Genomic DNA, 20,973 nt, shown 5'->3' on the forward strand with positions numbered 1-20,973 from the left:
GCGTGACCATGATGACGCCCGCGCCGCTGGTGGTGCAGGGCCGCGGCGACGGCATGCGTGACGTGGTCCGCCGGCGCTACCTGTTGTCGCTGCTGGTGCGCAAGGAGCTGCGTGTCCGCTACCGCGCGTCGCTCCTGGGTCTCGGCTGGTCCTACGTCAAGCCGGCCGTCCAGTTCGGCGTGTACTTCGTGGGCCTCGGACTCCTGTTGCGGCAGAACGCGATCGGCGACTACGCCGTCTACCTCTTCGGTGGGCTGGTCGTCATGACCGCGTTCAGCGAAGCGGTCGGCAACGCGACGCGGTCGGTCGTCGTCAACGGCGACCTGGTGCGCAAGATCTACCTCCCGCGCGAGCTCTTCCCGGTGTCGAGCCTCTTCGTCAGCGCCGTCCACCTGGGGCCGCAGCTGCTCGTGCTGCTGGTTGGCGCCATCGTCGCCGGCTGGCGGCCGGACCCGGTGGGCCTGCTCGCCCTCGTCCTGGGCCTGCTGCTCACCGCGATGCTGGCCCTCGGGCTGGGGCTGCTGCTCGCCGCGGTCAACGTCTTCTTCCGTGACGTCGAGAACCTCGTCGACCTCGTCCTGATGGTCCTCGTCTGGGCCAGCCCGGTCCTCTACTCGTGGCAACGGGTCGCCGACCTGGTGGGGCGCGACTCGGCCTGGCTCACGGCATACCAGGCCAACCCGCTCACGGTCGCGGTCGAGCTGGTGCACCGGGGCACGTGGGCCCACGCGTCGCCCGGCAACGCGGCCGCGACGCCACCCGGGCTGTTGGGTTACACGGTCCTGGCGTTCGGCATCGCCGCCGCGCTCCTCGTCGTCGGACAGCTCACGTTTCGCCGGCTCTCCGGCCGGTTCGCGCAGGAGCTGTAGATGACGCGCCACCATGCCCTCAGCGCCGTCGAGGTCGACGGGGCCTCCAAGCACTTCCGCCTCAGGCACACGCACTCGCTCAAGGAGCGGCTCGTGTGGACCGTCCAGGGGCGCAACCGCACCGACGACTTCACGGCACTGCACCCGCTGGACCTCACCATCACCCAGGGCGAGAGCGTCGCGCTGCTCGGGCGCAACGGCTCCGGCAAGTCGACCCTGCTCAAGCTGATGGCGGGCGTCATGGCGCCGGACACGGGGGAGGTGCGGGTGCGCGGCCGTCTCGCCGGACTGCTCGAGGTGGGGGCGGGCTTCCACCCCGACCTCACCGGCCGCGAGAACGTGCACCTCAACGCCTCCATCCTCGGGCTCGAGCGCGAGACCATCGAGGAACGCTTCGAGGACATCGCGGCCTTCGCCGACATCGGGCCCTTCCTCGACACCCAGGTGCGGTTCTACTCCTCGGGCATGTTCCTGCGGCTCGCCTTCGCGGTCGCGGTCCACACCGAGCCCGACGTCTTCCTCGTCGACGAGATCCTCGCCGTCGGGGACGAGGCGTTCCGGGCCAAGTGCCTCGAGCGGATCGAGCTGCTCGCGGCACAGGGCCGCACCCTCGTGGTCGTCAGCCACGACCTGCCGCTCGTCGAACGGCTCTGCAGTCGCGGGATCGTGCTCGAGCACGGCCACGCGGTCGCCGACGGCCCGGTCTCCACGGCCGTGCACCGGATGCGTGCAGCCGGATGACCGCCAGCTCGGCGCCGGTCGTGGCGAGCTGGGTCGCCGTGGCGCCGAACGTCCTCGTCGCCGCAGCCCTGCTCGTCGGGCCGGGGCTGGTCGTGGGGGTGCTGCTCGGCCTGCGGGGGGTGCTGCTGACGGGGTTGTCCGCGCCCCTGTCGGTCACCCTGGTGGCGGTGGCCGCGGTCCTCGCCCCCTGGGCGGGGGCGGGCTTCGGCCTGCTGCCGGTGCTGGCGGTGACGGCGCTGGCGGGACTGCTGGCCGGCCTGGCCCGCTTCGCATTGCGCCGGATCGCCGGCGGGCCGGTCGCTGCGCGTGACGGCTGGCGCGTCCTGGGCTCGGCGCTGCTCGGGGTGGCCGGCGCCGCGGTGTGCGCGGCGCTCGCGGTGCGTCGCGGCATACCTCGCCCCGACGCGGTGCCGCAGACGTTCGACGCCGTGTTCCACCTCAACGCCGTCGCGCAGGTCGGGCGCACCGGCAACGGCTCGTCGCTGGCCCTCGGCACCCTGACCGCACCCGAGCGAACCAGCGGCTTCTACCCGGCGGCCTGGCACGACGTCACCGCGCTGGTGCTCGACCTCACGGGTTCGACCGCGGTGGTCAGCGCCAACGTGGTGTCGCTCGTGATCGCGGCCGTCGTCTGGCCGCTCGGGGCGGTGGCGCTGGCCCGGGTCGCGTTCGGGCCCCGACCGGGGGTGCTGTTCGCGGCCGGCCTGCTGTCGACGAGCTTCTCGGCGGCGCCTTACCTGCTGCTGTCCTACGGCACCCTGTGGCCCAACGCGCTCGGCACCGCTCTCTTGCCGGGGCTGCTTGCCGGGCTCGTCTCCCTGGTGCGCAGCGGCTCCCGCTGGGGCGGGCTGGCAACTGCGCTGGCCGCAATGGTCTCCCTGCCCGGCCTGGCACTGGCCCACCCCAACGTGGTGGTCAGCCTCGCGCTGCTCTCGACTGCCGCGGGCGCGACCCTGGCGTTGCAGTGGGCTGCCGCCCCCGCACGGGGCCGCCCTCAGCGGCTGGCCGCGGTCGTGGTCGGGCTCGGCGTCGTCGCCGTGGGAGAGCTGTGGTTCGTCGCGCGTTCGCCGGTCTTTGCGACCGTGCGGAACACGTCGTGGCCGCGTCGGGAGTCCCTGGCCCAGGCGGTGGGCGAGTGGGTGGTCGCCGCCCCGCAGCGCGCCCCGGTGCCGTTCCTGCTGGCCCTGCTCGTGCTCGTCGGGTTCGTGACGGCCGTGCGCGAGCCGCGGTACAGGTGGCTGGCCGTCACCCACGTCGCCACGGGCACCGCGTTCGTCCTGGTGGCCGGCAGCGACTCGGGCACGGTCCGAGCCCTCAGCGGTCCCTGGTACGACGACCCGTTCCGGCTGGCGGCCCTGCTCGGCGTCACCGCGGTGCCCCTCGCGGCCCTGGGGGCGTTGACCACCGCCGCCGGCTCCACCCGGACGATCAGTGCGGGCAGGCCGGAGGCGGCCGGCTGGGTTGGCCGGGTCCGCTGGGCCCTGGTGCCCGGGTTGGCTCTGCTGCTGGTCCTGGTGAGTGGTGCCGGCTACGCCGGTGACAACGGGCGCGTGCTGGCGACCTGGTATGCCGGGACCGACCTCGCCGGGCCGCAGGAGACGGCGCTGCTGGCCCGGCTCCCGCGGTGGGTGCCGGACGGGACCTCCGTGGCGGGCAACCCGTGGAACGGCTCAGCGCTCGCCGGGGCCGTCGGGGGAGTGGACTTCCTCTATCCCCACCTCCAGGGCAGCTGGGGCGCCGACCGGGTCCTGCTCGCGGCACGGCTCGACGAAGCCGCCACCGAGCCCCAGGTCTGCGCGGCCGCCCGCCGCCTGCACGTGGGGTTCGTGCTCGACGGACCCGTCACCTTCTGGCCGGGAGACTGGCGTCAGCCCCGGTATGCCGGGTTGGCCGTCGCGGGTCGCCCCGGCTTCGAGCCGGTCGACAGCGGTGGGCGGCTCACGCTGTATCGCCTCACCACGTGTGGTCTGGGCGGGTCCGGTGCCGGGCCGTCGGACTACCCTGCGGTTGCACGGCAATGAAATCGTTGCCTTGAGCATGCCTCCGGTTGACCTTTGCTCGGGTACCCTTGTGGTGGTTGTGTGGGCGGGAACCCCCGTCATCCGTCCACGCACCCCTGCTGGGGGCCGGCTAGTCAGACCCTTGGCCAGGGTGGTCGTGCACGGCCACCGCGGTGCCCCCGCCGTTTCCCTTAGGCGGGGGCACTGCCATGCTGGGGCCCACTGCGGGGCAGTAGCTCAGTCGGTCAGAGCAGCGGACTCATAATCCGTCGGTCGTCGGTTCAAGCCCGACCTGCCCCACCACTGTTTCAGCAGGTCAGCGGCCTGCAGGTGTGTCCTCGACATGGTTCCTCCCCTTGCTCCTGCTACGGATTTGCTAACGAGCGTCATTCCATCCCCTCCAGAACGGTCTGAACATGGGTGAAGACTGCCTGGCGAACCTTGTCGTCGGGCAGGCCCTCCCAGCGGGCCGCGATCCCCAGCGCCGACGCGGCAATCACGGCCAGGGCGTGTGCCACGTCCTCTGCAGCGTCGTCGGCCAGCGCGGCTCGGATCATGTCGTCAACCAGGGCGCCCTCCGGGTCCTCGGCTGCGCTCGTGACGATCGCCATCGCGTTTCGCACGCTGCCCTTCCAGGAGATCACGCGCCCCACACCGCCTTCGCGAACGTCTCGACCGCCCGACCGTCGTCGTCCGGGATGGCGTCGGCGTAGACGTTGAGCGTCACAGAGGGGTCCTTGTGGCCCAAGCGCTTGGCAACGACGTGCACCGGCACGCCGTCGCGCAGCAGCATCGTCGCGTGGGTGTGGCGGAGTTCGTGGAGCCTGAGCCGGGGAACGGCAAGCCCGTCCGTGATCCGGCCGAAGGTCCTCGTGACGTAGTCGGGCAGCGCGGCTCGGCCGTCCTCCCAAGTGAAGACCAGCCCCTCGGCGCCGCGGTATGCGGCGCCCCAGGCAAGCTGCTCGGCCATCTGCGCCTTGCGCCACTCGCGCAGGGTCGTCACCGTGCGCTCGTCGACCGTCACGTCACGCCGCTCGTGGTTCTTCGGCGTCACGTAGACGCGCTCCTGCGCGACCTGGGTCACCGACCGCTCGACGTGAATCACGCCGGCGTCGAGGTCCACCTCTGACCAGCGCAGCGCCAGCAGCTCGCCGCGGCGCATGCCGGTCGCGGCCGCGAGGGTCCACAGGGGCGCCCAACGGTCGTCCTCGTCCACCTGCTCGAGGAACGCGCGCAGCTGCGGGCCAGTCCAGGTCGTGTGCTTCGGCTTGACGACCTTCGGGCGCTTGGTCCCCACCACGGGGTTGACCTCGAGAGCCCTGTCGAGCACCGCGTCCTGCATCGCCCGACGCAGCACCGCCCGGGCAAACTCCACCGTGCGTGGCGACAGCGGCTTGCCGTCCTTGCCGCCGGACTCGTACAGGTCCTTGAAGACCACGGACAGGCGCGAGGGGGAGAGGGACTGCAGCCGCTCGTGACCGATCGCCGGCTTGAGATAGCGGCCGATGTTGTCGCGGTACGACTTCGCGGTCGACGGCTTGAGCTCGACGGCGTGAGCGTCCACCCAGCGGTCGAGGTACTCGCCAACGGTCAGGGCCTGAGGGGCCACGTACGTCCCACGGTTGACGGCATGCCGAGCCTCGTCGCGAGCCTTCTTTGCAGCGGCGCGTGTGGGGAAACCCCCAACCCAGCGTGGCTTGGTCTTCCCGGTCTGCACGTCGCGCTCGCGGACGACGTACGACCAGGTCTTGCCGCGCTGGATGATCCCATCGCGCATCTTCTCAGGCATTGCCCTGCTCCTCCCCGGTCGCGATGGCGCGCAGTGCTTCGACGACCATCTGCGATATGTGATGTTCCTCGAGGCCGACTGCCCACTCAGGGTGGTTCGCGTCGACCGCTTCGGCGATGTGAGCGGCCAGCTCGTGCCGGTCACCGATCGCCGACCGGAGTTGCTCCATAAGTTCACCGGCACGGCGGGCTGCGTCCTCCGCTTCCATGCTCAGCTGATAGGCGTCCAGGAACGCGGCGGCGGCCTTTTCAGCCAGCTCGATCGCGTGGCCCGGCAGTTGCAACTCAGGGTCTGTCACCAGCTCCGCCATCGGCACCCCGAAGACCTTGGACAGCACTACGAGCTCGTCAACGGTGATCCGGCGCGGGGGATCGCCCTTCTCGATCTTCCACAGGGCGGAGGCGTGGATCTTGCAGCCAGCGGCTTCCGTGCGCTTGGAGAGGCTGTCGTAGTTCATACCGCGGCTCTCGCGCTCCATGGCGATGCGCCTCGCGAGATACGACTCCGCGAAGAGCTCTCGCCCTTGGGTCTTCCGTGGCACGTCCGCCCTCCATTCCTATACGGAAGCGATCATGCCGTGTCGGGCTACCAACGTCAACCACCAAAACGGCACTATTTCCTATATAGAGCGAACCGCTGCGCTTTGGAGGATCGATGGACAAGCTGCTCACCACACAGGAGGTCGCCGACCTGACTCGCGTCACGGTCCACACTGTGCGCTTCTGGCGCAAGAACGGCACCGGCCCTCAGGGCTTCCGGCTCGGCAAGCGCGTGGTTTACCGCGAGCGGGACGTGCAGACCTGGGTACAGCAGCACCGGCGCGCTGAGCTCTGCCGAGGTGCTGCATGAAGAAGCTCGACGCCGGTTGTAACCCTTTCGGCAGCCCTGCGTTCTTGGTGAGTGACAGGCGCCATCGCCGGCGCAACCACGAAGGGGCGTCCCCTACGACTCCGGGAGGAGTGATGGGGTCATGACCCCGGACCAACTCAGATCCCGCCTGACCGTCACGGTCCCCGAGGCCGGTCGAGCCCTGGGCATCGGGCGAGACGCGGCGTACGCCGCAGCAGAACGCGGCGAGATTCCGACGCTGCGGCTCGGTCGCCGGCTCGTCGTGCCCACCGGCCGACTGCTCGAACTGCTCGGCATCCCCCAGACAGACAGCGAGGCCGGGCCCGCCAGCCCGACCGTCGCCACCACCGAGCCCGTGGAAGGGGCCCACAACCATGGTGACACAGCACGTCTCCGTTCAGCCTGAACTTCCCGCACTCGACGACTGGTGGGCCGACGGAGCCCTGAGGGCGATCGAGGCACTCGCCGCTGCAGGCGTGATCTTCTCTGCCGACGACCTGCGGGACGACCCGTACAACCTCCCTGCGCCGCATCACCCGAGCCAGTGGGGCGCCGTGTTCGCCAAGGCCAAGCAGGCCGGGCTCATCAAGCCCGTCGGGTATGCGGCGTCCCGCACCGGCTCACGCAACGGCGGAGTCCTCCGGCTGTGGCGCGGCACCAAGGGAACGGCGGCCGCGGCATGACCCGGCCCGCACCCGGCACCCCGGTGCTTCGGCCCGCACCGCACGAAGCCTCCGCTTGGTTGCGCCAACGGATGGAGGCGCGCGTCTGTGCGGCCGAGGAACTGGGGGAGCCACGCGACGCCAAGACGACCGTGGTCGCCCCTCTGGGCCGCACACTGAACACGCACGACACGCGCGAGGACCGTACATGCGACCGCTGCCGCACGTACGTGCCCACCGACGAGACCTTCCACGGCCTCATCGTCCAGCCCGTTCCATGGCTCGTGCTCATCGGCGGCATGTGCCGGGACTGCATCGTCCGCGAAGGGGTGTCGTCCTGGTGAGCCATGAACACACACCGTTCGAGCTGCTACGCCAGCACCAGCTCATTCAGGACGCGCTCGACCAATCGACAACCCCCGGCGCGGACCTCCTCGACGCCACCCACGCCGCGTGGCGGGCCGGCTACGACCTCGGGTACGCGGCCGGCCAGATGGCCGCCTCGATCGACCTCGCCAGGTCATGGCTGCTCGACCTCGCCCACGATGCCGAGCGCCTCGCTGTCGGCGAAGCCACCCGACGCCACGGCCGGGGCTGGGCGGCCGCCATAGAGCGTCAGGCGCGGCTCCCTCAGACCGCCCCCGTCGGCCTTCGAGCGGTGGGAGGCCCGTGAGCGCCGCACCCGCCATCTACGACCACGTCGTGGTCGGCAACGAGGTCGAGCATCCAAGCTTCGGCGTCGGCATCGTCGCGGACGTGACGACCGTGCACGACGAGCCCTGCGCGACCGTCGACTTCGCGCCGCCCGTCGGTCGCAAGCGCCTCATGCTGCGCATCACGCCCCTGAGCGGACGCAGCCGCACCCCGGACGCGGACAAGTTCGAGGGGGATGTGATCGAGGCTCTCGACCGCATGAAGGTGCAGCGGGCGGCGAAGGCCGCCCTCGAGGCCGAGCTCGTGCCCGAGGCGCCCCCGTTCGACCACGGCACCCTGCGTCAGATCCTCGAGCGCCCCAAGCCGCCGCCAATGCGCGCACCCGGGCTCGTCCCCTCTGAGGCCGGCGTGCTCGTCGTCGCCCAGCGCAAGACCGGCAAGACCACGCTCGAGCTGAACTGGGCCCGGTGCCTCCTGACCGGCGAGACGTTCCTGGGTCGCTTCCCCGTGCGCCCCATCAAGGGCAAGGTCGCCATCCTCAACTACGAGGTCTCCGGCGACACCCTCGGCCTGTGGGCCGACGAGCGCGGCGTCCCGGCTGATCGCCTGCACCTGGTCAACCTCCGTGGCCGCCGCAACCCGCTGAGCCACCCCGGCGACCGCGAGCGCCTGGCCGACATCCTGCGCGGCGAGCAGGTCGAGGCCATCATCGTCGACCCGTTCGGGCGCGCGTTCACCGGCAAGAGCCAGAATGACCCCGGCGAGGTGGGCGCCTGGCTGGTCGACCTCGACCTCTTCGCCCGCGGAGAGGTGGGTGCCACCGACCTCATGCTGACCGCCCACGCCGGATGGAACGGCGAGCGCTCGCGAGGCTCCAGTGCACTGGAGGACTGGGCCGACTCCATCCTGTGGATGACCCGCGACCAGAACGACGACACCAAGCGCTTCCTGCGCGCCGAGGGTCGCGACGTGCTCGTCGACGAGGACCAGCTGCTCTTCGACGAGTCCACCCGGACCTTGGCGATGGCCGGCACCGGCGGACGGAAGAAGGCGCGCACCGCCGAGAAGGTCCACGAGCTCATGCCCTACGTTCGCCGGGCTGCCGCCCAGGTACCGGGCGGATCGCGCGCCGACCTCACCCGAGCCATGCGGAAGATGCCGGACTGCCCCAGCTTCCAAGACCGCGACGTGGCGGCAGCCGCCGACCTAGCCGACGAGCAGGGGCACATGCGGATCGAGGACATGGGTCCGGGCAAGGCCAAGAGGCACTATCCGGCCACCCCGTCCAACCCCGTCCAAACCCCGTCCACGGACGCACCCCCGACACCCCGTCCAACCCCGTCTATAGGTGGACGGGGTCGGGGTGGACGGGGTCAGGGCCAGGAGCATGCCCTGGACGTGGACGGGGTCAGCGACCCCAGTAGCGACTCCCAGGAGGCGTCATGAGGACTGCCCACCTTCGAGCCCACGCCAACTCCACAGTGTGCAAAGACTTCGTGCGCGCGTGCGACACCGGTCGTTGTGTCGGTTTTGGCGGCCCCCTTCGCGTGCGCGCGCCTGGGGTTGTTCGAAACGACGCGCGCGCATGCGCGAGGGCGTGCTGATGGCAGGCAGACCCAACCGCGGGAAGGTCCAACCAGGCGGTCCGGCGAACGGCTTGCGGCGCTTCGAGCCGAACAACCTTGCGGCCCTCAAGTCCGGCGCCTACTCGCCTCGTGTGCGGGAGGCGTACGCCGAAGCGCTGACGGAGTGGGCGCGCGCCCAGGACGCCCTGTCCTTCCTCCGCGACTCAAGCTTTGCGCCGTCGGTCTGGCGCTGGGCTCAACGGACGGCGGCGTCTGATCTGCTCTACGGCGAGCTCGAGGCGCACCACGCCAGCAAGCAGCGGGGCTCGTGCGCCGGGTGCATGCGCTGCCGTTCCCTCGAGGCCCGTTGGCAGAAGGCGGACAGGACTGCGGAGCGTGCGGGGGAGCGGCTGGGGCTGGATCCGCAGTCGCGTGCCGAGTTGCTGGTGAAGCTTCGGGCTGCCGGCGTGATCAAGTCCGAGGCCCAGCAGGTGGAGAGCCTGCTCGGCGCGATCGCGCAGCAGTTTGGCCTCGACCAGACGTCCGGCGAGCTCCTGGTCGAGGAGGACGCGGACATAGTCGACGCGGAGGAGGCGACGGATGAGTGATCCGTTTCGCGCATTCCACACGCCTCTGACCTGCGGATTCGCAAGCCCTGCTAACGGCTTGCTACTTCACGATGGCCACCACCAGCGCGCCGATGGACACCGCCAGGCTGCCCACGGCCAGGCCTATGGCCCAGCGCTGGAGGTTTCCGGCCTCTCGGTCGAGGCGCTCAACGGTCTCCTCGAGCTGGCGCATGGCGATGACCACGGCGGCAGTCTGCACTTCTTTGCCCCGGCCCGAGTCCCACGAGTAGAGGTCCCCGTTCGCCGCCGCCAAGGCGCGAACCGTGGGGTGCTCAAGGTCGTCCGCGAATCCCATGAGGGCCATGATGCCCGGGTTCAGCCCCGATCAGTGGCGACCGATTCCGCGAGCGATGGCCTCGAGGGCCTTTGCGGTGCGCTTGGGGATGTCCGACCCACCGGGCTTGTCGCTGGGACTCGTGGAGGTGCTGTTGCGCAGCGTCTCGACGCTAAGGGGATACGCGTCCTTGTAGCGGGTTCGCCCACGCATGTCGGTGTAGGAGAAGGAGATCGTGAACGAGTTCGGCACGGGTTCGTCATTCTGGTCGCCCATGACCGTGTAGACGTTGATGAGCTTCATGCCGGGCGCGACCGTGGGGATGACCTGGTCATACCGCTTCTCCAGGAAGGGCGTGATCTTGCCTCTCGCCTCGGCGCCCTCGAGCTTCGGGAGGGGCGGGTCAAAGATCACTCGGACGTCCCTCGCCGGCGTCGGGCCGTAGTTCGTGACGACGAGCTCACTCGTGCCGTGCGAGAGCGGGTGGGCCTGGAGGTAGGCCCCCATCACCGGGCGAGTCCGATCTTGGCTGTCTCGCCGGAGGGCGAGGAGCGTCATGATCGCCACGACCGCCGCTGCCAGGGTTGCGAGGGCGCCGACCGCGGACCAGAAGGCGCTGTATTGCTCGGGCGTGTAGGTGATCATCAGCCGAGTCCGCTCTGGCGGGAGACGACGGCGGCAACCACGTCGACCATGATGTCCCGGGAGACCGATCCCACAGCGCCAGCTGCTCGCCGTAGGAGCGTCTTCTCCTCAGGGTCGTCGGTGGTGTCCTCGGCCTTGCGCAGTGCGTCGACCAGTGCGTCGACGCCTTCCCCGGAAGGCCAAAGGCCAACCGCACGGCGGCCGCGCTCGGTGATGCCCGCGAAGAACACGTCGCCCCGCCCGCCCAGCGACTCATATACCTCGCCTGTTAGGTACGACGGCGTCAGCGCGTCGAAGGCCGAGAAGACCTCCTGCTCGCTCAGGCTGGTCGCCTGTACCAGTGGCGCGGCCGACACGGGACCGTCGCCGCGGTCGAGAATGCGTGCGGCTGCGACCAGCACCGGGAAGTCCCGGCTGGCCCACACGTCGTCGAGCTTGTCGGTCATGGCTGCTGGTCCCTTCGGTCGCTGGTGTCTCGACCCTAGGCGGACCCGGTGACATCCTTCGACAGTTCGAGCTTCGCCATTCCCGCTCAGGCGAGTGAGCAGTGGGCGGAACTGACTGAGGTCCTGCGGTCCACGGGTCCGGCCGGCTGCGAGTCGTCGGCGATGCCGGAGGCGTGGTGGTCCTCGTCGCTGGAGGCCGAGGCGGTTGCGGTGTGTCGTTCGTGCCCAGTCGCTCGCGAGTGCTTGGCCTACGCGCTCGCAGCCGGCGAGCGGGACGGCGTGTGGGGTGGGTTCACGAATGCCGAGCGACGGGGCCTGGCGCAGTGAGGTGGCCAGAGGATCGTTCGCAGGAGGCGCTCGATGGGCTGATGATCTTGGCGCAGGTGGCGATCAGGGCAAAGGGGCGGACCGTGCCGCCCGTGGTGTGTGAGCTGATGGATGCCCTTCAGGCCGACAGCGTTTCCGATTCCGGAAGCGCTGGCGAGTCGTCCGTCAGTCTTGAGGACGTGAGCACGAGGGTGACCGCAGACGAGGCCGGTGCAGCCGTGGGTTTGAGCGGGCGCCAGGTCCGCAACCTGTGCGCCGCCGGCCTCGTCAGCCACACCCGGGCTGGGCGCGCGTACGTCGTCGACCTGACCGATCTGCGCCGACACCTGGGCCAGGCGTCGTGAGCGACTCCCCGGCTCGCGTAGCTGCCGACGTGGCGGCGTTGTACCCGATGGATCACCCCGTGGCGGCGATCGCCCGCCAGCGACTTGCACAGGAGAGCACCGTGACCGACATCCAGAAGATCGGGACCCCGCTCCGTGACGCCGCGGTCGACCCGCGACCGGGCGACTTCATGGCTCCGGTGAACGCGGGCAAGCCGGGCCCTGGGGGCGACCCGCACGGGCCGAATGTCCGCTCGTACGAGATGGGTTCGCGCCAATACGAGGCTGCGGTCGCCCGCATCCGCGCAGAGCGGGCGGAGGGCAAGGCGTGAGCGGCGCGGACAGCTACTACGCCCGCCGTGACGCCGAGAAGGCCCGCGATCGGATCAGCGGGGCACGGAGCCGCCTGTCCGAGCTGCGCAAGGCGTTGCAGGCTGCGATCGGGGAAGCCAGGAGCTTCACCCACCCGGACTACACCCCCGAGGGACTGGGCCGACGGCGGCAAGAGCTGGTCGAGCAGGCGCGGGCGAGGTTCCGCCCGCAGCTCGAGCAGCTGCAGGCGCAGGTGTCCAACGACGCGGACACGATCGGCCGCTTGGCCAAGAGCACCCGCCCGGCCCTGGCAGACGACCCAGTCGCGTTGCAGCGGGCACTCATCCGCTGGGACCAGGTGCGAGGAATGCTCGAGGCGGGCAAGCCCCTTCGCTCGGTCGTGGCCGAGGCGGACGTGGACACCCTGGTCGCTGTCGGCGAGTGGGGCCCGTCGTGGCTCGAGGCGCAGGCGTACGCCGACCGACCGGCCGCCGGCAGTCCGATGATGCGCGAGACGCCAAAGGTCGACGGCGAGGCGCTGCAGAGCGCGATCACGGCACGCCTGCTCGAGGTTGCCGACGCCGATACCCGCTGGGCGTTGAGCGCGCAGCAGGTGGCCGATCAGGCCGTCGGCGGATTCACGCCTATGGCCGAGCATGTGGGGCGCCTCCTCGACGCCTCCGGTCCGCCGAGCAGCGGTCTGGAGGCGGCACTGGCGGCCCACTACGGCGAGCAGGCCGCGACCGCCTCGCTGGACGCGGTGGGCGACGGCGGTGAGGCAGCGTGAGTGCAATGCTCCGCGACTCCTCGGAGATCTTGGACCTGTGCCTGCGGCTGCCGATCCATGGCAAGACCTACGAGGTCTACCCGCCGAGCCCGGCCACCCACGACCAACTCGCAATGAGACTCGCCTTGGGTATCGCGCTCGACGCCGGCGTCGAGATACCTGAAGAGGATGCGCGCACCCTTCAGATCACCGACGACGACATGCCGGACTTCGCCACCATGTGCCTCGGCGACACCTACGAGCAGATGCTCGCCGACGAAGTCTCACACCCGGAGATCGAGCTCGCGCTCGTGACGGCGTTCTACGCCTGGACCCTCGGCATGGAGGTCGCGGAGGCGTACTGGGAATCCGGCGGCCGTCTGGTCACCCGATCGTGATCGTGAGGAGCTGACATGCCCCTGAACATCGGTGAGCTCGTCGCCTACGTCAAGGTCGACCACAGCGCGGTCGGTCAGAACATCCGGGCAGCCCAGGCGCAGATGCGCGCCGAGATGACCCGCATGCAGCAGCTAGCGGCCACGCAGGGCGAGAGCATCGGCAAGGCCGCCGGGTCGAAGATCTCCGAGTCGTTCAAGGCGAGCGTCAAGGACCTCGGCAAGGGCCTCCTCGGGGCCTTCGCAGTCGAGCGCGCTGTCGCTGGGCTCAAGTCCCTCGCGAGCCAGGCATCCGACCTCAACGAGACCACCAACCTGACGGGTGTGGTGTTCGGCAAGAACGCCAAGGCGATGGAGGACTGGGCCAGGACGAGCGACCGCACCCTCGGCCTGTCGCAGCAGCAGGCGTTGGAGTCCGCCGGCGCATTTGGCGACATGTTCTCCCAGCTCGAGTTCGGCGGCGACCAGGCGGCCGCCATGTCCCGGCAGGTGCTGCAGCTGGCCGCCGACCTCGGCAGCTTCAAGAACCTGCGCACCGAGGACGTGGTTGAGCGGCTGTCGGCGGCGTTCCGCGGCGAGTACGACAGCCTGCAGGCGTTGATCCCGAACATCAGCGCGGCCCGGGTCGAGCAGGAGGCGATGGCCGAGACCGGCAAGTCCTCGGCCACCCAACTGACCGCCCAGGAGAAGGCCACGGCGACGTTGGCGATCGTCACCAAGGACGGCAAGAACGCCATCGGCGACTTCGCCCGCACCCAGGACGGCGCAGCCAACGCCAGCAAGATCAGCGCAGCCGAGGCGGCGAACCTGCGCGCCGAGCTCGGGCAGAAGCTCCTGCCGGCGTACACCGCTCTGATCCTGTTCGGCCGCGACCAGGTGCTGCCGTTCCTGTCCAGCGTCGTCAACGGATTCGAGGAGGCCGCCGACGCTACCGAGCCGCTGACCGACGGCATCGGCGACGTCGTGAAGACCTTCCAGCAGATGCCGGCCCCTGTGCAGTCCTCGACGGTGGCCCTGCTCGCCTTCCTGGCCCTGCGCAGCCGCGTCGAAGGTGTTGGCACGGCGCTGGGTAGCAAGGTCACCAGCAGCGCCCGGAGCGCGTCCTCCGCGCTGGACACGGTGCGCCTCAACATGATGTATGCCGGGGACGCTGCCCGCGGCACCGAGAACCGCCTCGTCGGCGTCACCAAGGCCATCGGCGCGGCCGGCGGCGCAGGGCTACGCGGCGCGGCCAGCGGCCTGCTAACGATGCTGGGCGGGCCCTGGGGAGCCGCGTTCGCGGGCGCCGTCGCGGGCGTCACCCTCTTCATCACTCAGCACGAGAAGGCCAAGCAGGAGGTGCAGGACCTCACCGCCGCGATCGAGGCCGACTCTGGCGCCCTGGGCAAGAACACCCGAGAGCGGGTCAAGAACGCCCTCGAGACCTCAGGGGTCCTTCGCGCCGCGGCCGACCTGGGCCTCGACCTGCAGAAGGTCACCGACGCCGCGCTGGACCAGGCAGACGCCCAGAAGTACGTCAACGACGAGCTCGAACGCCTGGCGTCGCTGCAGAAGGATCCCGGCCTGAACCTCAGCAAGTACGGCGACCTCGTCGGCCAGCGCCGCGACATGGAGAAGGTGCGCGAGGGCATCCTCGGACGCAACGACGCCGTCCGTGACGCCATCGGCCAGTCCAAGCGCCTCGCGGCCGCCGACGGCGAGGCCACCGACAAGATCGGCGCCCTGGACGCGGCCACCAAGAACAGCACCGACAGCACCCGCGACTACACCGACGAAGTGACGGACGCCGCGAAGGCCGTCCTCGAGTTCGCCGACGCCCAGCTCAAGGCCAGCGGCGCCCAGGTCAGCTACCAGGACGCACTGGCCAACGTCGACGAGCGCCTCGCCAAGCGCAAGGAGCTCGAGGCCGAGCTGCGCAAGACCACCGACAAGGACGACCGAGCTCGGATCAAGAAGGACCTCGAGGACTACGCGCTCACGCTTGATGTGACGACCAAGGCCGGCCGCGAGAACAAGAAGGCCCTCGACGATCAGGCCGAGACTGCACGCGGCCAGGCTGAAGCCAACCTCGCCGCCGGGAAGTCCTACGAGGAGGTGCGCCGCCAGATGGCGGACGCCCGCAAGGACTTCATCGCGAACGCCGAGAAGTTCGGGCTCAACGAGAAGGCCGCCAAGAAGCTCGCCGACCAGTACGGCCTCACCCGTAAAGACGTGGACGCCTTCGCCGAGTCACTCGGCCTCGTACCCCACGACGTGATCACGTCCGTCAAGACCAAGGGCATCACCGCGGCTCGCAACGGGGTTGCGCTCCTCAAGCAGGAGCTCAAGGAGCTCGACGGGACCGTCGTCATCCGCGTCCAGCGACTGGTCACCGACACCGACGGCAAGAGCTCGGGCGGAGGCAAGATCACCGCCGGCGGGCAGGTCGCCTTCAACGCCGACGGCGGCTACTACCCCGCCTCGCAAGGCGCTCGCCTGTTCACACCGAGCGACGGAATGAAGTACGTCTTCAACGAGCCCGAGACCGGCGGCGAGTCCTTCATCCCCCACGCACCAGGCAAGCGTCGGCAGGCTCTCAAGGTCCTCGACCAGACGGCTGACCTGTTCGGTCTCACCCTCGCGCCGAAGTCAGTCACGAACGACAACCGGCAGTCGGTACGGATCGACCGCATCGTCGCCCAAGACGTGGCCGACTTCGAGCGGCAGATGAGCGTCAAGGCGCGCCTCACCGCGCTGTCCGGGCAGGACGGCTAGGGCACGTCTTCGTACTGGCCGGTCTGCTGGTTCAGCTGCTGGATGGTCGGCTCGGTGGCGATGAAGTCCGACAGTGGGATCCGTTGGGTTTTGCGCTTCCGCCGCCTCGTGGGCGTTGCGGTCCATTCGAGGATCACCGCGGCTGAGCGGAACATGTCCTTGGTGACGTCCGGGACCCAAACCTCTCTCGACTCGCCGGGTTGCAAGACCGCCGCGAACGACTCAGAGACCGCCGAGACGCCCGACATCGACGCCTTGGCGAGGCGGCGGTTGAGCTCCGCCTCGCACCCCCGGCCGCAGACCTCGACCTTGAAGGCTGGCCCATCACCCGCATTAGTGATGGTTCCGATCAACGAGGGCGGGCGCTTCGGGTCTGAGTCGCCGAAGTGGTTCCTCGCCTGGCTCCAGTACCCGGTCACTGCCCAGTCGGGCTGGGCGCGATCGTGCCAGCGCATCCAGATGGCGAAGGCGGCCGCAACTGCCGTAGCGACGGCAGTTGCGATGCCAGCGCTTGCGCCGATGATGGTCCACAATTCGGTCGTCGTCACTCCCGCACCATGCCATGGAAGCGGGGCAGGTGCTTTCGAATGGCAGCGCCCCACCCCGCAACTTCGAGTGGGGCGCCACGAGGTCCGGGTCAGACTTTGAACATCGCTTCGAGCCGTCGTATGTCACACGTGCGACACAGGTGCTGCGGCTCTTCCCGGTCAACCCTTGCCACCGTGGTCAGCTCCTGCCTGGCGTGTGGGATCGTCCGACCACAGAGCGCCACATCGAAGTCAACGGTGGTCAGCACGATGACGATGTGCCAAGGCTTCCGGTGACCACCCTGTTGCAGCTGCTCGGCCACCTCAGTCACGTTCGCGTCGCTCATCGCAGACCCTCCAGCAGGTCGCAGGCAGCCTCGAGCGCCTTGGCGAGACGTCGTGCGTCCGCCAGCTCGAGGGCGACCCCACCCACGAAGCCGGGCGCGGTGCCCGATGCCCGCACGAGGTCGCGCCAGTCGTCGCCGTTGTCGTGCCGGAACCCCTGGACGAAGACCTCGATCGCCTTGTCGGTCTCGGCCGGCGCCCACGTGTCGACGCGGGCGGATTCGTACCAGCAACCGCGGTCGTCGGGGTGCTGGTCGCCGCCCCTGGCGGGCTCGTCGAACTCGGGCGACGACCAGGCGGGCCGGGCCGGGTAGGTAGGAGCACCGATGTTGGTGCCTTCGTTGTGCTGCATGCTGTTGCTCACGATCGTTCTCCACTTCCGTTGGTGATCGGTCTAGGCCCTGGTCGGTGTTCCAGCACCGGCCGGGGCCGCTTCTTGTGTACCGCTGCCTTGTGACAGCGGGGTCTAGGTGGTGGGTCTCGACTTCACCCACGCGTCGAGCTCGGCTTCGCTGATGCGCCAGCAGGCGCGGCGCTTGCCGGACGAGAGGTTGCGGGCGGGCAGGGGGCCCGTGCGCATCCACAGCGCGGCGGTCTCGGGGTGGACCTGCAACCGCTCAGCCACCTGGGCCGGCGTCAGCAACTGGTCAGTCATCGCGACCCTCGAGGTCTCGGCGGGCGCGGTTGGCGGTGAAGATCCGCCGGAGTCGGGCAACCTGCGCGTCCGACAGCGGTGGGGCTTTGGCGATCTCGGCCTTGACCTGGTCGAGAGCGGCCTGTCCGTACTTGGCGCGGAACTCGGTGTGCCAGGACGGCTCAGCGGCGGGCGCGTTGCCTTCCGTCATCGGGGCCTCCTCTCGTCGAGCCAGCGCCTGAGCGCATCTACGTCGTAGCGCCAGCGCGGGGTGCGGTCGGTGCCGACGTTGATCGCGAAGGCGTCGTACTCGCCGCGGCGGGTGTGCTTGCGCACGGTCTTGATGTGCTCGCCGAGGACGTCGGCCAGCTGCTGCGCCGTGATGAGGCGGGGGAGCTCCGTCATCGCGACAGCCTCGCCGCGCCCACCAGTCGGCACAACCAGCACAGCGGGATGCCGCGCCAGGAGTGCTCGGCCGGGCTCTGTCGGCAGCGGGCACACGGTGCTAACGCCGTGCTACGTCGCCCCTCAGGACCAGCCGCCACGAGACCGGATGAGGTCGCCACGTGCACCCACTGCTGAGCACGAGCCGGGACCGGGTCCGACGGGGCAGGATCTAGTGGGACCGACTCATAATCCGTCGGTCGTCGGTTCAAGCCCGACCTGCCCCACCACGTCCGTGTGACTGGTGAGAATGCTGGTGCGGACGGTGCCGATGGTGCACAATGTGTCCAGCGCGCCCCGCACGCGGCGGCGCCCGACAACTCAAGAGCCAGACACGGCATACCGCCGCGCACTCCATCCATCGAGGTCGTTGGGGAAGACGTCCCTCGAACCGAAGGAGGCCCGGATGTCTGTCGCGATGCCGCGTGTCATGACTCGCGGGGTGGTGTTCATCCATTCCACCCCCACTGCGCTGTGCCCGCACATCACCTGGGCGCTCGAGGCAGCCCTCGAGACCCGGTTGTCGATCGAGTGGACGGCCCAGCCTGCCGGTGCCGCACTGGTCCGCGCGGAGTTCCCGTGGAGCGGTGTGCAGGGCACCGGCGCCAAGCTCGCCTCGGCCCTGCGGGGCTGGGACGGCCTGCGCTACGAGATCACCGAGGAGCCGAGCGCCGGCGCCGACGGGTCGCGCTGGTCGCACACCCCGAGCCTCGGCATCCACCACACCTGGACGTCGGCCAGCGGCGACGCGATCGTCAACGAGGACCGCGTGCGCGAGGTGCTGCGGTTGGCGCAGGGGTCGCCCGAGGCCATGACCGAGATGCTGCACGAGCTCCTCGGCAGCGACTGGGACGACGAGCTCGAGCCGTTCCGGTATGCCGGTGACGGTGCTCCCGTGCGCTGGCTGCACAAGGTGGGCTGAGGGGGCCCGAGGCGCTGACCTGCGCGATTCCCGTGGGCGCGCGGACCAGCGCTAGCCTTCGTCCGCCGGCCCGTCCCCGAGAGGATCCGCGTGCGACCGCGTCACCTAGTCACCCTCGCCGTACTCGTGATCGGCGTGCCCGCTCTGGTCTGGGACCTGTGGCTGAGCATCCGCGCCGACCTGAGCATCACCACGGCCTTCGCGGTCGGGTTCTTGTGGGTGCTGGCCGCGGCCGCGGTGCTCACCTTCGCCGCGTTCACGCGCGAGGCCGGCAAGCACCGCGAGTTCGGTCACCAGGAGGGCAGCTGGAAGCCGCTGCCGTCGTTGCTGCTGCTGTGGATCGGCGGGTTCACCGCGTTCGTGGTGTTCCCGTTCATGCTGTCGGGCGCCGGCGGCACCAGCGCCGGCTGACCCGACAGCAGCACACGGGCTTCGCGCTCAGACGCTGCTGAACACCACGGCCACGTTGTGGCCGCCGAAGCCGAACGAGTTGTTCAGCGCCGCGATGTCGCCCTCGGGCAGCTTGCGGTGCTCGCCGCGCACGACGTCCAGGTCGATGGCCTCGTCGAGGTCCTCGACGTTGATCGTCGCCGGCGCGATCCGGTGGTGGACCGCCAGGATCGTCAGGATGCCCTCGAGCGCCCCGGCCGCCCCCAGGAGGTGACCGGTCATCGACTTGGTCGCGCTGACCGGCATACCGTCGGCGTCCGAGCCGAAGGCGCGGCGGATCGCGTTGGACTCCGCCACGTCACCCACGGGCGTCGACGTAGCGTGAGCATTGATGTGCACGATGTCCTTGGGCGTCAGGCCAGCGGTCTCGACCGCCTCGAGCATGGCGCGCGACGCACCCGCACCCTCCGGCTCCGGCGCCGTGATGTGGTGGCTGTCCGAGGACATGCCCACGCCCTTCAGCTCGGCGTAGATCTTGGCCCCACGGGCCTTGGCGGCGTCGTACTCCTCGAGCACGATCACCGCAGCGCCCTCACCGAGGACGAACCCGTCCCGACCGGTGTCGTAGGGACGCGACGCCGCAGCCGGGTCGTCGTTGCGGGTCGACAACGCCTGCATGGCCGCGAAGCCCGCGATCGGCAGCGGGTGCACCGCCGCCTCGGTGCCGCCGGCCACCGCGATGTCGGCGCGCCCCTCGCGGATCATGTCCGCGGCATACGCCATCGCCTCCAGGCCCGACGCGCACGCGGACACCGGCGTGTGCGCCCCGGCGCGCGCACCCACGTCAAGCGACACGGCCGCCGACGACGTGTTCGGCATGAGCATGGGCACCGACAGCGGGAAGACCCGGCGAGGGCCCTTCTCCCGCAACACATCCCATGCATCCAGCAGCGTCCACACGCCACCGATGCCCGTGCCGATGCAGGCCGCCAGTCGCAGCGGGTCCACCTCGGGGGCACCCGCGTCGGCCCACGCCTCACGCGCGGCGATGAGGGAGTACTGCGCCGACGGGTCGTTGCGGCGCACCTCGACCTTGGTCAGCACCTCGGAGGGCTGGGTGGCGATCTGCGCGGCGAAGTGCACCGGCAGCTCGTACTTCTCGACCCAGTCGAACTCCATCGTGCGGGCGCCGGAGCGGCCGGCCAGGACAGCGTCCCAGGTCTCGGTGGCCGTGCCGCCGACGGGCGTGGTCGCACCGATGCCGGTGACGACGACGCGTCGCTGTGCGCTCATGGGGGTGGTGCTCCTTCGTCAGGGGTGGGTGCCACGGCGGCGGCCCCGAGGTCGGTATGCCGCGGGGCCGCCGCGCGCTTCAAGCTTGCTTGTGCGTCTTTCCTGACGCCGCGTCACTCTTGGTGCTGCGTCATTCCTGACGCCGCGTCATTCCTGGTGCTGCGTCATTCCTGGTTCTTGGAGATGAACGAGACGGCGTCGCCGACGGTCTTGAGGTTCTTGACCTCGTCGTCGGGGATGCGCACGCCGAACTTCTCCTCGGCGTTGACCACGATGGTCATCATCGACAGCGAGTCGATGTCGAGGTCGTCGGTGAACGACTTCTCCGGCTGCACCGACTCGGTGTCGAGGCCGGTCTCCTCGTTGACGATCTCGGCGAGGCCCTCGAGGATCTCCTGGTCGCTCTGTGCCATGGGTC

Annotated in this window: 32 protein-coding genes and 2 tRNA genes; 20 read left to right on the forward strand and 14 right to left on the reverse strand. The window is 69.9% G+C overall.

What is annotated here, in order from left to right:
- Positions 1–2: 2 nt before the first annotated feature.
- The 4 genes from HJG52_RS00960 (at position 3) to HJG52_RS00975 (ending at position 3,913) form a co-directional block, all read left to right on the forward strand.
- A complete protein-coding gene (locus tag HJG52_RS00960; protein WP_430413331.1) occupies positions 3–869 on the forward strand; it encodes an ABC transporter permease in 867 nt (288 codons plus the stop codon).
- Entirely contained in the window at positions 870–1,610 is a 741-nt protein-coding gene (locus HJG52_RS00965) for an ABC transporter ATP-binding protein (protein WP_171241718.1), read from the forward strand. It abuts the gene before it with no gap.
- On the forward strand, positions 1,607–3,631 hold the full coding sequence (locus tag HJG52_RS00970) for a DUF6541 family protein (RefSeq protein ID WP_171241719.1): 2,025 nt from the start codon (positions 1,607–1,609) through the stop codon (positions 3,629–3,631). Before HJG52_RS00965 ends, HJG52_RS00970 begins: the two co-directional genes overlap by 4 nt.
- A 205-nt stretch (positions 3,632–3,836) precedes the next feature.
- Positions 3,837–3,913: transfer RNA gene (locus HJG52_RS00975), tRNA-Ile, on the forward strand.
- 83 nt (positions 3,914–3,996) lie between these two features.
- Here HJG52_RS00975 and HJG52_RS00980 read toward each other — a convergent pair.
- From HJG52_RS00980 to HJG52_RS00990, 3 genes are read right to left on the reverse strand one after another with little or no spacing between them, the layout of a single operon-like run.
- Positions 3,997–4,254, reverse strand: a complete 258-nt coding sequence (locus HJG52_RS00980) for a hypothetical protein (RefSeq protein WP_171241720.1) — start codon at positions 4,252–4,254, stop codon at positions 3,997–3,999.
- The gene (locus HJG52_RS00985) at positions 4,251–5,399 is read right to left on the reverse strand and encodes a site-specific integrase (RefSeq protein WP_171241721.1); all 1,149 of its coding nucleotides are present in this window, start codon (positions 5,397–5,399) and stop codon (positions 4,251–4,253) included. The genes HJG52_RS00980 and HJG52_RS00985 overlap by 4 nt, the downstream gene beginning before the upstream one ends.
- The gene (locus tag HJG52_RS00990; RefSeq protein WP_171241722.1) at positions 5,392–5,877 is read right to left on the reverse strand and encodes a helix-turn-helix transcriptional regulator; all 486 of its coding nucleotides are present in this window, start codon (positions 5,875–5,877) and stop codon (positions 5,392–5,394) included. Before HJG52_RS00990 ends, HJG52_RS00985 begins: the two co-directional genes overlap by 8 nt.
- A gap of 176 nt (positions 5,878–6,053) precedes the next feature.
- Between HJG52_RS00990 and HJG52_RS00995 the strand changes: the two genes are divergently transcribed.
- From HJG52_RS00995 to HJG52_RS01025, 7 genes are all read left to right on the forward strand, one after another.
- The gene (locus tag HJG52_RS00995) at positions 6,054–6,248 is read left to right on the forward strand and encodes a helix-turn-helix transcriptional regulator (protein ID WP_171241723.1); all 195 of its coding nucleotides are present in this window, start codon (positions 6,054–6,056) and stop codon (positions 6,246–6,248) included.
- 121 nt (positions 6,249–6,369) lie between these two features.
- On the forward strand, positions 6,370–6,654 hold the full coding sequence (locus HJG52_RS20330; protein ID WP_206069835.1) for a helix-turn-helix domain-containing protein: 285 nt from the start codon (positions 6,370–6,372) through the stop codon (positions 6,652–6,654).
- The gene (locus HJG52_RS01005; protein WP_171241724.1) at positions 6,623–6,931 is read left to right on the forward strand and encodes a hypothetical protein; all 309 of its coding nucleotides are present in this window, start codon (positions 6,623–6,625) and stop codon (positions 6,929–6,931) included. The genes HJG52_RS20330 and HJG52_RS01005 overlap by 32 nt, the downstream gene beginning before the upstream one ends.
- Before the next feature lie 71 nt (positions 6,932–7,002).
- A complete protein-coding gene (locus HJG52_RS01010) occupies positions 7,003–7,254 on the forward strand; it encodes a hypothetical protein (protein WP_171241725.1) in 252 nt (83 codons plus the stop codon).
- Entirely contained in the window at positions 7,251–7,583 is a 333-nt protein-coding gene (locus tag HJG52_RS01015) for a hypothetical protein (RefSeq protein ID WP_171241726.1), read from the forward strand. The genes HJG52_RS01010 and HJG52_RS01015 overlap by 4 nt, the downstream gene beginning before the upstream one ends.
- Positions 7,580–9,010: an AAA family ATPase gene (locus HJG52_RS01020; RefSeq protein ID WP_171241727.1), complete on the forward strand. Its 1,431-nt coding sequence runs from the start codon at positions 7,580–7,582 to the stop codon at positions 9,008–9,010. Before HJG52_RS01015 ends, HJG52_RS01020 begins: the two co-directional genes overlap by 4 nt.
- A gap of 139 nt (positions 9,011–9,149) precedes the next feature.
- A complete protein-coding gene (locus tag HJG52_RS01025) occupies positions 9,150–9,737 on the forward strand; it encodes a hypothetical protein (RefSeq protein WP_171241728.1) in 588 nt (195 codons plus the stop codon).
- 61 nt (positions 9,738–9,798) lie between these two features.
- Here the strand turns inward: HJG52_RS01025 and HJG52_RS01030 are convergent, their stop codons facing one another.
- The 3 genes from HJG52_RS01030 to HJG52_RS01040 are packed head-to-tail and all read right to left on the reverse strand — an operon-like array spanning position 9,799 to position 11,123.
- The gene (locus HJG52_RS01030) at positions 9,799–10,053 is read right to left on the reverse strand and encodes a hypothetical protein (protein ID WP_171241729.1); all 255 of its coding nucleotides are present in this window, start codon (positions 10,051–10,053) and stop codon (positions 9,799–9,801) included.
- A gap of 30 nt (positions 10,054–10,083) precedes the next feature.
- Entirely contained in the window at positions 10,084–10,677 is a 594-nt protein-coding gene (locus HJG52_RS01035) for a COG1361 family protein (protein WP_171241730.1), read from the reverse strand.
- The gene (locus HJG52_RS01040; protein ID WP_171241731.1) at positions 10,677–11,123 is read right to left on the reverse strand and encodes a hypothetical protein; all 447 of its coding nucleotides are present in this window, start codon (positions 11,121–11,123) and stop codon (positions 10,677–10,679) included. Before HJG52_RS01040 ends, HJG52_RS01035 begins: the two co-directional genes overlap by 1 nt.
- 162 nt (positions 11,124–11,285) lie before the next feature.
- On the opposite strand from HJG52_RS01040, the gene HJG52_RS01045 reads away from it, so the two are divergent.
- The 6 genes from HJG52_RS01045 to HJG52_RS01070 all read left to right on the forward strand — a co-directional run bounded on the left by HJG52_RS01045 (position 11,286) and on the right by HJG52_RS01070 (position 16,000).
- Positions 11,286–11,450: a WhiB family transcriptional regulator gene (locus HJG52_RS01045; RefSeq protein ID WP_171242983.1), complete on the forward strand. Its 165-nt coding sequence runs from the start codon at positions 11,286–11,288 to the stop codon at positions 11,448–11,450.
- A gap of 41 nt (positions 11,451–11,491) precedes the next feature.
- Positions 11,492–11,794 (forward strand): hypothetical protein, encoded by a 303-nt coding sequence (locus HJG52_RS01050; protein WP_171241732.1) that lies wholly within the window; start codon positions 11,492–11,494, stop codon positions 11,792–11,794.
- Between the two features lie 101 nt (positions 11,795–11,895).
- Positions 11,896–12,105, forward strand: a complete 210-nt coding sequence (locus HJG52_RS01055) for a hypothetical protein (protein ID WP_171241733.1) — start codon at positions 11,896–11,898, stop codon at positions 12,103–12,105.
- Positions 12,102–12,872 carry a hypothetical protein gene (locus HJG52_RS01060; protein WP_171241734.1) on the forward strand — a complete coding sequence of 257 codons (771 nt, stop codon included), beginning with the start codon at positions 12,102–12,104 and terminating at the stop codon, positions 12,870–12,872. The genes HJG52_RS01055 and HJG52_RS01060 overlap by 4 nt, the downstream gene beginning before the upstream one ends.
- 5 nt (positions 12,873–12,877) lie before the next feature.
- A complete protein-coding gene (locus HJG52_RS01065; protein WP_171241735.1) occupies positions 12,878–13,249 on the forward strand; it encodes a DUF7426 family protein in 372 nt (123 codons plus the stop codon).
- Between the two features lie 15 nt (positions 13,250–13,264).
- The gene (locus tag HJG52_RS01070) at positions 13,265–16,000 is read left to right on the forward strand and encodes a coiled-coil domain-containing protein (protein ID WP_171241736.1); all 2,736 of its coding nucleotides are present in this window, start codon (positions 13,265–13,267) and stop codon (positions 15,998–16,000) included.
- Here HJG52_RS01070 and HJG52_RS01075 read toward each other — a convergent pair.
- The 6 genes from HJG52_RS01075 to HJG52_RS01100 form a co-directional block, all read right to left on the reverse strand.
- Positions 15,997–16,548, reverse strand: a complete 552-nt coding sequence (locus HJG52_RS01075; RefSeq protein WP_171241737.1) for a hypothetical protein — start codon at positions 16,546–16,548, stop codon at positions 15,997–15,999. The two genes, HJG52_RS01070 and HJG52_RS01075, sit on opposite strands and share 4 nt — an antisense overlap.
- Before the next feature lie 89 nt (positions 16,549–16,637).
- Positions 16,638–16,874, reverse strand: coding sequence for a hypothetical protein (locus HJG52_RS01080; RefSeq protein ID WP_171241738.1), 237 nt, complete (start codon positions 16,872–16,874; stop codon positions 16,638–16,640).
- Positions 16,871–17,236 (reverse strand): hypothetical protein, encoded by a 366-nt coding sequence (locus HJG52_RS01085; protein ID WP_171241739.1) that lies wholly within the window; start codon positions 17,234–17,236, stop codon positions 16,871–16,873. The genes HJG52_RS01080 and HJG52_RS01085 overlap by 4 nt, the downstream gene beginning before the upstream one ends.
- A 102-nt stretch (positions 17,237–17,338) precedes the next feature.
- Positions 17,339–17,527 carry a helix-turn-helix domain-containing protein gene (locus tag HJG52_RS01090; protein ID WP_171241740.1) on the reverse strand — a complete coding sequence of 63 codons (189 nt, stop codon included), beginning with the start codon at positions 17,525–17,527 and terminating at the stop codon, positions 17,339–17,341.
- Positions 17,520–17,717 (reverse strand): hypothetical protein, encoded by a 198-nt coding sequence (locus tag HJG52_RS01095; RefSeq protein WP_171241741.1) that lies wholly within the window; start codon positions 17,715–17,717, stop codon positions 17,520–17,522. Before HJG52_RS01095 ends, HJG52_RS01090 begins: the two co-directional genes overlap by 8 nt.
- Positions 17,714–17,911 carry a helix-turn-helix domain-containing protein gene (locus HJG52_RS01100; RefSeq protein WP_171241742.1) on the reverse strand — a complete coding sequence of 66 codons (198 nt, stop codon included), beginning with the start codon at positions 17,909–17,911 and terminating at the stop codon, positions 17,714–17,716. Before HJG52_RS01100 ends, HJG52_RS01095 begins: the two co-directional genes overlap by 4 nt.
- 201 nt (positions 17,912–18,112) lie before the next feature.
- Between HJG52_RS01100 and HJG52_RS01105 the strand changes: the two genes are divergently transcribed.
- The 3 genes from HJG52_RS01105 to HJG52_RS01115 all read left to right on the forward strand — a co-directional run bounded on the left by HJG52_RS01105 (position 18,113) and on the right by HJG52_RS01115 (position 19,283).
- Positions 18,113–18,180: transfer RNA gene (locus HJG52_RS01105), tRNA-Ile, on the forward strand.
- Between the two features lie 176 nt (positions 18,181–18,356).
- Positions 18,357–18,872: a DUF3145 domain-containing protein gene (locus HJG52_RS01110; RefSeq protein WP_171241743.1), complete on the forward strand. Its 516-nt coding sequence runs from the start codon at positions 18,357–18,359 to the stop codon at positions 18,870–18,872.
- Positions 18,873–18,962: 90 nt separating this feature from the next.
- The gene (locus HJG52_RS01115; RefSeq protein ID WP_171241744.1) at positions 18,963–19,283 is read left to right on the forward strand and encodes a hypothetical protein; all 321 of its coding nucleotides are present in this window, start codon (positions 18,963–18,965) and stop codon (positions 19,281–19,283) included.
- A 27-nt stretch (positions 19,284–19,310) separates the two neighbouring features.
- Here the strand turns inward: HJG52_RS01115 and fabF are convergent, their stop codons facing one another.
- Both fabF and HJG52_RS01125 read right to left on the reverse strand, forming a co-directional pair.
- Positions 19,311–20,555, reverse strand: a complete 1,245-nt coding sequence (gene fabF / locus HJG52_RS01120; protein ID WP_171241745.1) for a beta-ketoacyl-ACP synthase II — start codon at positions 20,553–20,555, stop codon at positions 19,311–19,313.
- A gap of 164 nt (positions 20,556–20,719) precedes the next feature.
- The gene (locus HJG52_RS01125; protein WP_171241746.1) at positions 20,720–20,968 is read right to left on the reverse strand and encodes an acyl carrier protein; all 249 of its coding nucleotides are present in this window, start codon (positions 20,966–20,968) and stop codon (positions 20,720–20,722) included.
- Between the last annotated feature and the right edge of the window lie 5 nt (positions 20,969–20,973).

The organism is Knoellia koreensis (assembly GCF_013041615.1).
Lineage (GTDB): Bacteria > Actinomycetota > Actinomycetes > Actinomycetales > Dermatophilaceae > Pedococcus > Pedococcus koreensis.

What these genes read in the sequence shown, in the direction of transcription:
- HJG52_RS00965 (WP_171241718.1), top strand. Translation starts at nt 870, where the DNA reads ATGACGCGCCACCATGCCCTCAGCGCCGTCGAGGTCGACGGGGCCTCC.
- HJG52_RS00970 (WP_171241719.1), top strand. Translation starts at nt 1,607, where the DNA reads ATGACCGCCAGCTCGGCGCCGGTCGTGGCGAGCTGGGTCGCCGTGGCG.
- HJG52_RS00985 (WP_171241721.1), bottom strand. Translation starts at nt 5,399, where the DNA reads ATGCCTGAGAAGATGCGCGATGGGATCATCCAGCGCGGCAAGACCTGG.
- HJG52_RS00990 (WP_171241722.1), bottom strand. Translation starts at nt 5,877, where the DNA reads ATGGAGCGCGAGAGCCGCGGTATGAACTACGACAGCCTCTCCAAGCGC.
- HJG52_RS00995 (WP_171241723.1), top strand. Translation starts at nt 6,054, where the DNA reads ATGGACAAGCTGCTCACCACACAGGAGGTCGCCGACCTGACTCGCGTC.
- HJG52_RS20330 (WP_206069835.1), top strand. Translation starts at nt 6,370, where the DNA reads ATGACCCCGGACCAACTCAGATCCCGCCTGACCGTCACGGTCCCCGAG.
- HJG52_RS01005 (WP_171241724.1), top strand. Translation starts at nt 6,623, where the DNA reads ATGGTGACACAGCACGTCTCCGTTCAGCCTGAACTTCCCGCACTCGAC.
- HJG52_RS01010 (WP_171241725.1), top strand. Translation starts at nt 7,003, where the DNA reads ATGGAGGCGCGCGTCTGTGCGGCCGAGGAACTGGGGGAGCCACGCGAC.
- HJG52_RS01025 (WP_171241728.1), top strand. Translation starts at nt 9,150, where the DNA reads ATGCGCGAGGGCGTGCTGATGGCAGGCAGACCCAACCGCGGGAAGGTC.
- HJG52_RS01030 (WP_171241729.1), bottom strand. Translation starts at nt 10,053, where the DNA reads ATGGGATTCGCGGACGACCTTGAGCACCCCACGGTTCGCGCCTTGGCG.
- HJG52_RS01035 (WP_171241730.1), bottom strand. Translation starts at nt 10,677, where the DNA reads ATGATCACCTACACGCCCGAGCAATACAGCGCCTTCTGGTCCGCGGTC.
- HJG52_RS01040 (WP_171241731.1), bottom strand. Translation starts at nt 11,123, where the DNA reads ATGACCGACAAGCTCGACGACGTGTGGGCCAGCCGGGACTTCCCGGTG.
- HJG52_RS01045 (WP_171242983.1), top strand. Translation starts at nt 11,286, where the DNA reads ATGCCGGAGGCGTGGTGGTCCTCGTCGCTGGAGGCCGAGGCGGTTGCG.
- HJG52_RS01050 (WP_171241732.1), top strand. Translation starts at nt 11,492, where the DNA reads ATGATCTTGGCGCAGGTGGCGATCAGGGCAAAGGGGCGGACCGTGCCG.
- HJG52_RS01065 (WP_171241735.1), top strand. Translation starts at nt 12,878, where the DNA reads ATGCTCCGCGACTCCTCGGAGATCTTGGACCTGTGCCTGCGGCTGCCG.
- HJG52_RS01070 (WP_171241736.1), top strand. Translation starts at nt 13,265, where the DNA reads ATGCCCCTGAACATCGGTGAGCTCGTCGCCTACGTCAAGGTCGACCAC.
- HJG52_RS01080 (WP_171241738.1), bottom strand. Translation starts at nt 16,874, where the DNA reads ATGAGCGACGCGAACGTGACTGAGGTGGCCGAGCAGCTGCAACAGGGT.
- HJG52_RS01090 (WP_171241740.1), bottom strand. Translation starts at nt 17,527, where the DNA reads ATGACTGACCAGTTGCTGACGCCGGCCCAGGTGGCTGAGCGGTTGCAG.
- HJG52_RS01095 (WP_171241741.1), bottom strand. Translation starts at nt 17,717, where the DNA reads ATGACGGAAGGCAACGCGCCCGCCGCTGAGCCGTCCTGGCACACCGAG.
- HJG52_RS01100 (WP_171241742.1), bottom strand. Translation starts at nt 17,911, where the DNA reads ATGACGGAGCTCCCCCGCCTCATCACGGCGCAGCAGCTGGCCGACGTC.
- HJG52_RS01110 (WP_171241743.1), top strand. Translation starts at nt 18,357, where the DNA reads ATGTCTGTCGCGATGCCGCGTGTCATGACTCGCGGGGTGGTGTTCATC.
- fabF (WP_171241745.1), bottom strand. Translation starts at nt 20,555, where the DNA reads ATGAGCGCACAGCGACGCGTCGTCGTCACCGGCATCGGTGCGACCACG.
- HJG52_RS01125 (WP_171241746.1), bottom strand. Translation starts at nt 20,968, where the DNA reads ATGGCACAGAGCGACCAGGAGATCCTCGAGGGCCTCGCCGAGATCGTC.